General features: G+C 48.6%; 8 protein-coding genes and 1 rRNA gene. 3 read left to right on the forward strand and 6 right to left on the reverse strand.

Going from position 1 to position 8,241, the window contains the following annotated elements:
* The first annotated feature begins 91 nt into the window (after nucleotides 1-91).
* The gene (locus tag BM185_RS09550) at nucleotides 92-1,582 is read left to right on the forward strand and encodes a RimK family protein (protein WP_091962680.1); all 1,491 of its coding nucleotides are present in this window, start codon (nucleotides 92-94) and stop codon (nucleotides 1,580-1,582) included.
* On the opposite strand, the gene radD is transcribed toward BM185_RS09550, so the two are convergent.
* The 4 genes from radD to BM185_RS09570 all read right to left on the reverse strand — a co-directional run bounded on the left by radD (nucleotide 1,579) and on the right by BM185_RS09570 (nucleotide 5,289).
* Entirely contained in the window at nucleotides 1,579-3,351 is a 1,773-nt protein-coding gene (gene radD / locus BM185_RS09555) for a DNA repair helicase RadD (protein WP_245751743.1), read from the reverse strand. The genes BM185_RS09550 and radD overlap by 4 nt on opposite strands.
* A gap of 9 nt (nucleotides 3,352-3,360) precedes the next feature.
* On the reverse strand, nucleotides 3,361-4,173 hold the full coding sequence (locus tag BM185_RS09560) for a crotonase/enoyl-CoA hydratase family protein (RefSeq protein ID WP_091962684.1): 813 nt from the start codon (nucleotides 4,171-4,173) through the stop codon (nucleotides 3,361-3,363).
* A 77-nt stretch (nucleotides 4,174-4,250) separates the two neighbouring features.
* Nucleotides 4,251-4,736: a 3'-5' exonuclease gene (locus tag BM185_RS09565; RefSeq protein ID WP_091962687.1), complete on the reverse strand. Its 486-nt coding sequence runs from the start codon at nucleotides 4,734-4,736 to the stop codon at nucleotides 4,251-4,253.
* A 100-nt stretch (nucleotides 4,737-4,836) separates the two neighbouring features.
* Entirely contained in the window at nucleotides 4,837-5,289 is a 453-nt protein-coding gene (locus tag BM185_RS09570) for a tetratricopeptide repeat protein (protein ID WP_177203521.1), read from the reverse strand.
* 212 nt (nucleotides 5,290-5,501) lie between these two features.
* Between BM185_RS09570 and yaaA the strand changes: the two genes are divergently transcribed.
* The gene (gene yaaA, locus BM185_RS09575) at nucleotides 5,502-6,275 is read left to right on the forward strand and encodes a peroxide stress protein YaaA (RefSeq protein WP_091962692.1); all 774 of its coding nucleotides are present in this window, start codon (nucleotides 5,502-5,504) and stop codon (nucleotides 6,273-6,275) included.
* Nucleotides 6,276-6,322: 47 nt separating this feature from the next.
* On the opposite strand, the gene BM185_RS09580 is transcribed toward yaaA, so the two are convergent.
* Nucleotides 6,323-7,195 (reverse strand): Tim44 domain-containing protein, encoded by an 873-nt coding sequence (locus BM185_RS09580; RefSeq protein ID WP_177203522.1) that lies wholly within the window; start codon nucleotides 7,193-7,195, stop codon nucleotides 6,323-6,325.
* Between the two features lie 128 nt (nucleotides 7,196-7,323).
* On the opposite strand from BM185_RS09580, the gene BM185_RS09585 reads away from it, so the two are divergent.
* The gene (locus BM185_RS09585) at nucleotides 7,324-7,869 is read left to right on the forward strand and encodes a hydrolase (RefSeq protein ID WP_091962697.1); all 546 of its coding nucleotides are present in this window, start codon (nucleotides 7,324-7,326) and stop codon (nucleotides 7,867-7,869) included.
* An 80-nt stretch (nucleotides 7,870-7,949) separates the two neighbouring features.
* On the opposite strand, the gene rrf is transcribed toward BM185_RS09585, so the two are convergent.
* Nucleotides 7,950-8,065: ribosomal RNA gene (gene rrf, locus BM185_RS09590) — 5S ribosomal RNA — on the reverse strand.
* Nucleotides 8,066-8,241: the final 176 nt, after the last annotated feature.

Genomic DNA, 8,241 nt, shown 5'->3' on the forward strand with positions numbered 1-8,241 from the left:
TGCACACCAGCCACTGAAAAAAAATCTTTGGCCCTCTTGCCAGTTTCTTCTTTCAGGAAGATAGTGCAGCTATTGACCATCGGAGACTCGCATGACGCGTTTGAAAATTGTAATCGACAAGCTAGCCGATTGGGTTGCTTACTATCCTTCAGAAGACCTGATTACCGCCCACGAATATCTGGCGCAGGGCAGCAAGACAGACACTCACCCAACCCAAGTCATCAACCTATGCAATAACTACCGCTATCTGAGTTATGGCTACTATACCTCCTTGTTGGCCGAAGCCCGTGGGCATAAGGTGATTCCATCAATTCGAACCATCAATGACCTGGGTAAAAAATCCATTTATGGGCTCAATTTGGATAGTCTGAATGAATCCTTGAACAAACTGGTCAGTCGTAACAAGAGCCTGCAGGCACAGCTGGAAGACAACCAAAGGCTTGAAATCACCCTTTGCTTTGGTCAAACCTTGTTTGAACCCTTGAGTGATCTGGCCAGACAAATTTTTGAACACTTCCCCTGCCCACTACTTAGCATCAGTTTTCGTAAAGGCGATGGCTGGCAAATCGAGGCCTTGAAGCCCAAAGGACTCAAACACCTTACTAGTGAGGAAGAAGACCTCTTTGCTACAGCTTTAGATACCTTTAGTCGCAAAATCTGGCGTAAAACCAGCAGTCGTCGGCAATACCGTTATGATTTGGCTCTACTCGTTGACCCCAAAGAAGAACTGCCGCCATCAGACACTTCGGCTCTTAAGCAAATGATTCGTGCCGGGCGTAAGCTGGGTATTGATGTCGACTTGATTCAAAAGAAAGACTTTAGTCGCCTGGCTGAATATGATGGCCTTTTCATTCGTGAAACCACCTCAATCAGCAACCACACCTACCGCTTTGCCAAGAAAGCGGAGGTTGAAGGCCTGGTGGTGATGGATGACCCCACATCCATTCTACGCTGCTGCAACAAGGTGTATCTAGCCGATCTTCTGGCCAGCAAAGGCATAGCCATGCCCAGAACCCACTTCCTCTACAAGGATCACAAAAAAGAGCTGCAAAAACTGGCTGATGAACTGAGTTATCCAGTAGTTCTGAAAGTACCTGATGGTGCTTTTTCTAAGGGAGTCGTCAAAGCTGAAGACCAAACAGAGCTTCTGGAAGCGGCTAAAAACTATTTTCGTCACTCAGCTATTCTGCTGGTCCAGGAGTATATGTATACCGATTACGACTGGCGAATTGGAGTGCTCAACAACAAGGCGCTGTTTGCCTGCCAGTATTTTATGAGCCAGGGTCATTGGCAAATCTATAACCATTCAACAGCCACGACTGAGTCAGGTAACTTTGCAACCCTGCCCATAGCTCAGGTGCCACCTCAGGTGATTAAAACAGCCCTTAAAGCAACGCGCCTGATAGGAGACGGCCTCTATGGTGTTGACCTTAAGCAAAGTGGTGACAGAGTAGTGGTTATCGAGGTAAATGATAATCCAAATATTGATTCCGGCGTTGAGGATGCCTATCTCAAAGAAGATCTTTACCATCAACTGATGAGTGAATTTCTAAAGCGGATGGAAAATAAGCGCCGAGCTTAGCCCGCTGCGACTGCCTTGCGATAGCGACCCTGATAGTCAAACAGGCGCTGCTGTATTCGCCAGTGTTTGCGATTGACCTTGCGTGCAATCACAAAGTCAGGCGATCGCAGGCGCGCCTCCCCAGCAACCACCTCTTCTGGGGAGGCAGGAGACCAGTTGCTTCCTGGCGCGCGCAAATGCTCCTGCAGAAACACTCGGGCAAATAGCTGACGCTGGGCCGGAGTTTCCAAGGCATACCAGTCACTCAGGCTGATCCCGCCTTCATCATAGTAAACCACCTTCAAACGCTTGAGACCACGACCATTCATGGCTACTTCCAAAGTCATGCCACTGACCCGAAGCACGCGTGCATCTTTAAGTTGCAAAGCCTGCTTCAACTTAGTGTCTGCATCCACCAAAACTGCATCACAATGAGGACAGCTACGTGCAGCGATATCTGCTTCGCCACCGCAGCTTTCACAGGTCCGAAAGCGAAAACGAAAGCTACATTGCTCACCAGCGTTTTCATCCTCGGCAAGCCACCCCTGACAGCGGCGGCCGTAATGTTCCAGCACCTCCCCTTCAGCGCTCGTCCGCCCCCAGAAGCTGTTGGCAAAACCACAGGCCGGACAGGCGACTTGGACCAGTTCGGTATCAGCAGCAGGCTGGGGACTGGAAATTTCTGGCGCCCAAAGGTCCCAGGGATTACCGGCATAATCAAGCAACAAGCAGTCCTGCTTGCCTGTTTGCGGTGACAAGCGTAGACCACGACCCAAAATCTGTTGATAAAGACTCACCGATTCCGTTGGCCTAAGCAGTGCTATCAGGTCGACATGAGGCGCATCAAAGCCGGTGGTTAATACCGAGACATTAACCAGGTATTTAAGTGCTTGCTGTTTAAAAGCGGCAATCAAACGGTTGCGCTCAGGGCCAGCAAGGTCACCAGTAATCAGGCCTGTTTGCTCAGCGGGTAAAAGCCCGGCAACTTCTTCAGCATGACGCACACTGGCACAGAAAATCATCACCCCCTGGCGATCAGCAGAGCGCTGTTGAATATCTCGAACAATATCTGGAGTCACTCGGCTGGATGCCACACGCTGATCCAGCTCCACTTCAGAAAAGTAGCCCGCTGGCGTTTTCGTTAATTGAGAAAAGTCATAAGCCAGCAGGGCCATATCCATTTTGACCGGCTTGACCAGATAGTTCTTTTTGACCATCCAGCGCAGCGGCAACTCATAAATACAGGCTTTGAAAAAACTGTTTTCATCCCCCCTAACGGCCTCTTGCTGCAAGTGCCGATAGTAAACAAAGCCCTGCCCGAGACGATAAGGGGTCGCGGTTAAGCCGAGAATTTTAAGTTGAGGGTTGAGCTGACGAAGGTGAGCAATAACACGTTGATAGCTAGAGTCTTCTTCAAGACTGACACGATGGCATTCATCAATGACCAGGAGAGTAAAACCAGCATCCTCAAAAAACTGCAGGTTACCGACCACTGACTGCACTGATCCAAAAACCACTTGACGCTGAGCTTCCTTGCGCCCAAGGCCAGCACTAAAAATATCCGCTTCCAGGCCATAGGCAGCATACTTGGCCTGGTTCTGTTCAACCAGCTCCCGCACATGAGCAAGAACCATTACTCTTCCTCGAGCCAGCCGGGCCAGTTCAGCAATTACTAAGCTTTTTCCAGCTCCGGTAGGCAAACAAAGTAAGCCAGGCTCACTGGTCGAACGGAACCATTCAAGTACACGATGAACAGCTTCCTGCTGATAAGGCCTTAGCTGAACAATCACGCAGATCAGTTAATCCAATTTGAATTGGGGTGGACGTTTTTGCAGATTGGCCATAACCGCTTCCATCTGGTTGGGGGTTCCCAAAAGCCGCTTTTGCAGTTTTTCTTCCATGGCCAAACGCTCATCATCTGTCTGAGTATAAGAGTCGCGCAGCAGGCGTTTACTGGATTTGACCATATCAGGTGAACGCTGGAGGATAATTTCAGCCAACTCCTCGGCACGAGCCAAAGGGTTGTCTGCAATTTCAGTAACCAGCCCTTCGCGCTTTGCTGCTTCACCTGACAGGGTTTCTGCAGTCAAGGTTAGGCGCAAAAGTACATCTTCACGAACACAGCCGCGTGACGTCACACTCAAGCCCATATCGGGAATGATGCCCCAACGACCTTCCATTACTGACAAGCGCGCATCAGCACGAGCAATGCGCAAATCAGCACCCAAGGCGATTTGTAGTCCACCCCCATAGCAGTGTCCATGAACAGCCGCGATCACAGGAACAGGAAGAGAACGCCAGCCTAGCGCCAAATGCTGCACATGATTATGAGGATGGCCATCACAACCACTTAAAAGAAATTGAATATTTTTGGGGTCAGCCATCACCCCAGCCACATCCAAGCCGCTGCAAAAACTCTCGCCGTTGCCACTAAGCACAACGACCCTAAGCTCCTTATACTTCTGCAAGCTAGCGAGAGTTTCCAGCAAAGATTCAATCAGCTCCATATCCAGGCTGTTATGCTTGGTTGGACGATTCAGTTGAACGTGGGCAATGCCCTGCTTCATACTCAGTAGGACACGGGGTTCTTGTGAAGAAGATGTTGAAGACATGGAGAAACCTCTGAAGACGTATTTCTACAAGAGTATTCAAACAAGCGTTTCAATACAAGTCCCAGATCAATTAGAGCTTAAGAGGCTGCGGTCATTCGGTAGGTTCTCTGCAGCATATAAGCATCATCAGCAGCACGGTGGCGGACCAGATTAAGATCTTGGAGAACCTGTTGTTTGATACGGCTCCAGCTGGCTAACTGCTTTTCACTCAGCAGCTTATTTAAAGTATCGATTCTGAAGTGTTGCAGGCAACCCGCTTCATGAAACAACAGGGCCAACCAGCTACTGTCAAAACCCCAGCTATCGCTGTATACCGTTTCACCGCGCAGCTCTGTATTAAGCCAGTCAGCCACTTCCTTGACGCTTTGTCCTTCTTGGAAAAGTTGTTCACGCGTGATGCCATGTACCTGTTCAGCCTCATCGCTCCAGTGCTTCCACTCAGATTCAGGCCTGATCAAACGAGCAGCCACACTTCCATCAGGGCGGGCAAAGCCAACCTCAATAGGGTAACTGCCTCGACCAAAACCCGAGGCTTCAACATCAATAATGAATGGCATATCCATCCGCTGCCCTTACTGCAAGTAAAGAATCAATAAGCCACGAGTTTAGCTTATTATTCAGACAAATTGTAATCTCTGGATTCAGACAGCCTTATAGAGCAGCCTATTGCTCCCAGAAGCGGGCTTTGTCTTCACTTGCAGAAAGACCTAGTTCACCAACCCGGTAAGCTTGTGCTAAGCGTTTACATGCTTGAACATGACCTTGCTCAGCTGCTCTGGCATACCAGGTAACTGCATTGGGGTCGCTGACCACAAAAGGAGCAAGACCCTTTTCATAAATACCACCAGCAAGCCATTGCGCTTCAGGGTTACCTTGCTGAGCGGCTTGCAGCAGATACTCCGCACCCAGAATTTTATCTCTTTGCGTACCACCTTCTTGTAGCAGTCGCTGACCAAAGACCAGCAGTGTACGCTGATGGCCCAACTTGGCGGCGTGATGCATCAATCCCCGTGTTAAATGGCGAAACAGACGCATTCCAGGCTTACAAGCTAACTTGTAAAAGCTATCAGCAAGAGAGAACTCAATACTGGCAAGAAACTGGCTTGATGGTAGCATCCTCACCTCATCACAGGACTGATTGGTTTTGTTTCGCAAAAATACCGGCCTTAGAATCGTTCGCAGCTGCGAGCTGTGCGGATTGTAATCACCTATAAAGATTTTGGTAACCCTTTTACAAAAAAATATGTCAATAAGATAGCGATAAGCTGAGATAGCCGTACATTCACGGCTTGGTATACTGGTAGGCATATTCAATTAAGGAGTCATCCATGCTTAGTATTCTTTCACCTGCAAAATCCTTGGACTTTGATAACCCGCCACCCATTCAAGCCTTTACCCAGCCTGATTTCCTGCAGGAATCACAAGCTTTGATTGATGAACTCAGGCCCAAATCACCGCAGGATTTAAGTGAGCTGATGAAAATCAGTGATAAATTGGCCAGCTTAAATGCAGCACGATATCAGGAATGGTCACCACCTTTTGATCTAAACAATGCCAAACAGGCTGCCTTTGCGTTCACAGGAGATGTCTACACCGGACTTGATGCCAAGAGTCTAGATAAAGAAGCCCTAGAGTTTGGCCAAAATCACCTGCGTATACTCTCAGGGCTTTATGGCATGCTCAGACCTCTGGATTTAATTCAAGCCTATCGGCTGGAGATGGGGACCAAGTTGGTTAATCCTAGAGGCAGGGACCTATACACTTTTTGGAAGCAGCGACTAACCGAGGCCATGAATCAGGAACTAAGTCAGCAGGACACAGGCGTTTTGGTCGATCTGGCTTCTCAGGAATATTCCAAGGCTCTAGATTTTAAAAGACTAGATGCCCAGGTTGTCACCCCGGTTTTCAAAGATTGGAAAAATGGTCAATACAAAATAATTAGCTTCTATGCCAAGAAGGCGCGTGGACTAATGAGCCGCTTTATTTTGCAGGAAAGAGTTGATCAACCGGAAGGGCTTAAAAACTTTGATTTAGAAGGCTACAGCTACAATAAAGCCATGTCGGAAGGGAATACTTGGGTCTTTACCCGCAAGGAAGCCTAAACCAGAACTTGGCTTCTCGGCTGTTAGCACCGAGAAGCCAGAAACAATTACTCGACCTGTTCAATACCCTGAATCAGCCAAGGTGACTGCTCTTCAGACATATCTCTAATCAAATGCCAAATTTCGCAGAAGGGTGCTTCAGGGGCACCCGATTCGCTAATAATCCCGTGGAACATCACCGCCAGTTCAACCGTGTCACCAATTTGTTGGATATTGCTGACTTCAACCGCTAGCTTTTTGACATCCGTTTTAACCTCACCGGGTTGGCGAGCACGCTCTTCTTGTAGAAAACGATAAAGCTGAGGTGTAACGAACTCTTCAAGAGTTCTGAAATCATTAGCATCCCAGGCTGCCTGCAAGTCAATAAAGTGCTGTTTTGCACGAGCAAGAAAACCCTGCTCATCAAACCAATCAGGTGCACCAAAACGAATTTCAGGTTCGGCGCTTACAGAAGCAGCCGAACGATCAAAGGCTTCAAACCCAGCCTGAGACTTTTGATCGTAAGCAGAGGGAGGTGCACTGCGCTGCATACTCCCAGCGACTTGCGCCTGCTGCTGATGCCGCTGGGCACGTGAGCGCAAAAACATGAAAACACCTGCTCCTATCAAAAGCAGGATCAAAATATCAAAAAACTGAATTCCATCGAAAGCACCACCAAAGAACATCGCTGCTAGCAACCCGCCTGCTGCCAAACCCATCAAGGGGCCCATAAGACCGCCACGGCCAACAGCTGCCGATTGTTGGCCCTGTTGCTGCTGTTGAGTCTGCTGCCGCTGCTGTTGCTGCTGTGCAGGAGGACTCGCCTGACGTGAGAAGGTGCCACCAGAGCCACCACCGCCCATTCGACGTGCGTCAGCTTCACTAATCCCCAGTGCAAGAACAAACATACAACTTAAACCAAGAGCCAGAAATCGTGTCACAGGTAGGTATCTCCATCTAAAAGTAAATGCTGGTCAGCGCAAACAGGAGTGTTAAAGTAGTCTTCAGGAATCCACTCACAAGATTAGACTCAAGTCTAACAACAAAACCACAAAAAAGGGAGTCTATCATGCTCATGCAATCCACACGCAGCTTGCTTTTAATGATCGATATTCAGGCCAAACTAGCCCCTTACATCCACCAGGCCTCACAAGTGATTAATACCAGCAAATGGCTGCTGGAAATTGCCAGAGAACTGGATGTTCCCATTAGAGCGACGGAACAGTATCCAAAGGGTATAGGCGGTACAGTTCAGCCTCTAGCCGAGCTTCTCAACCAGGATGAAATACTCCAAAAAATGCACTTCAGTGCACTCAAAGAAGAAAGCATTAAAGACCACCTGGCAGACCTGGGACGCCAACAAATTATCCTTATCGGCACCGAAGCTCATGTCTGTGCCTTTCAAACGGCAGCCGAGTTACTGGAACAAGGCTATCAAGTCTTTCTCGTGGCTGAAGGCTTGGGTTCCCGCAACCCAGAAGACAAACGTCTTGCTCTGGAACGCTTACAGCAAGCAGGTGCTCAAATCGTTAGCAAAGAAATGGTTGCTTTTGAATGGCTTGAAAAGGCAGGCACTGACACCTTTAGAAAAATCAGTAAAGGCTGGATCAAATAGAAAAGCTTCAAGTCACTTTTCCTACTTTTGGCCCATAAAAAAACCCCCAGCTTTGAGCTGGGGGTTTTTCTTTAATAAGTGCCTGACGATGACCTACTTTCACATGGGGAAGCCCCACACTATCATCGGCGCTGAGCGGTTTCACTGCTGAGTTCGGCAAGGGATCAGGTGGTTCCCACTCGCTATTGTCGTCAGGCGTAACTGGTTGGTTGCTGGCGGTGTTACTAAGGCCAACAGCCTAAAAAGGGGCAAGCAATCTCGTTCGCTTCGTCAAAGCATCATCTGTTTCGTATCCGGTTTACGTCGTTTCAGTACCGCTTAAAACCGTTTGGGTGTTATATGGTCAAGCCTCACGGGTCATTAGTACCGGTT

This window comes from Marinospirillum celere (genome assembly GCF_900112235.1).
Classification (GTDB): domain Bacteria; phylum Pseudomonadota; class Gammaproteobacteria; order Pseudomonadales; family Halomonadaceae; genus Marinospirillum; species Marinospirillum celere.

What these genes read in the sequence shown, in the direction of transcription:
- BM185_RS09560 (WP_091962684.1), bottom strand. Translation starts at nt 4,173, where the DNA reads ATGTCTTCAACATCTTCTTCACAAGAACCCCGTGTCCTACTGAGTATG.
- yaaA (WP_091962692.1), top strand. Translation starts at nt 5,502, where the DNA reads ATGCTTAGTATTCTTTCACCTGCAAAATCCTTGGACTTTGATAACCCG.
- BM185_RS09550 (WP_091962680.1), top strand. Translation starts at nt 92, where the DNA reads ATGACGCGTTTGAAAATTGTAATCGACAAGCTAGCCGATTGGGTTGCT.
- BM185_RS09570 (WP_177203521.1), bottom strand. Translation starts at nt 5,289, where the DNA reads ATGCTACCATCAAGCCAGTTTCTTGCCAGTATTGAGTTCTCTCTTGCT.
- BM185_RS09585 (WP_091962697.1), top strand. Translation starts at nt 7,324, where the DNA reads ATGCTCATGCAATCCACACGCAGCTTGCTTTTAATGATCGATATTCAG.
- BM185_RS09565 (WP_091962687.1), bottom strand. Translation starts at nt 4,736, where the DNA reads ATGGATATGCCATTCATTATTGATGTTGAAGCCTCGGGTTTTGGTCGA.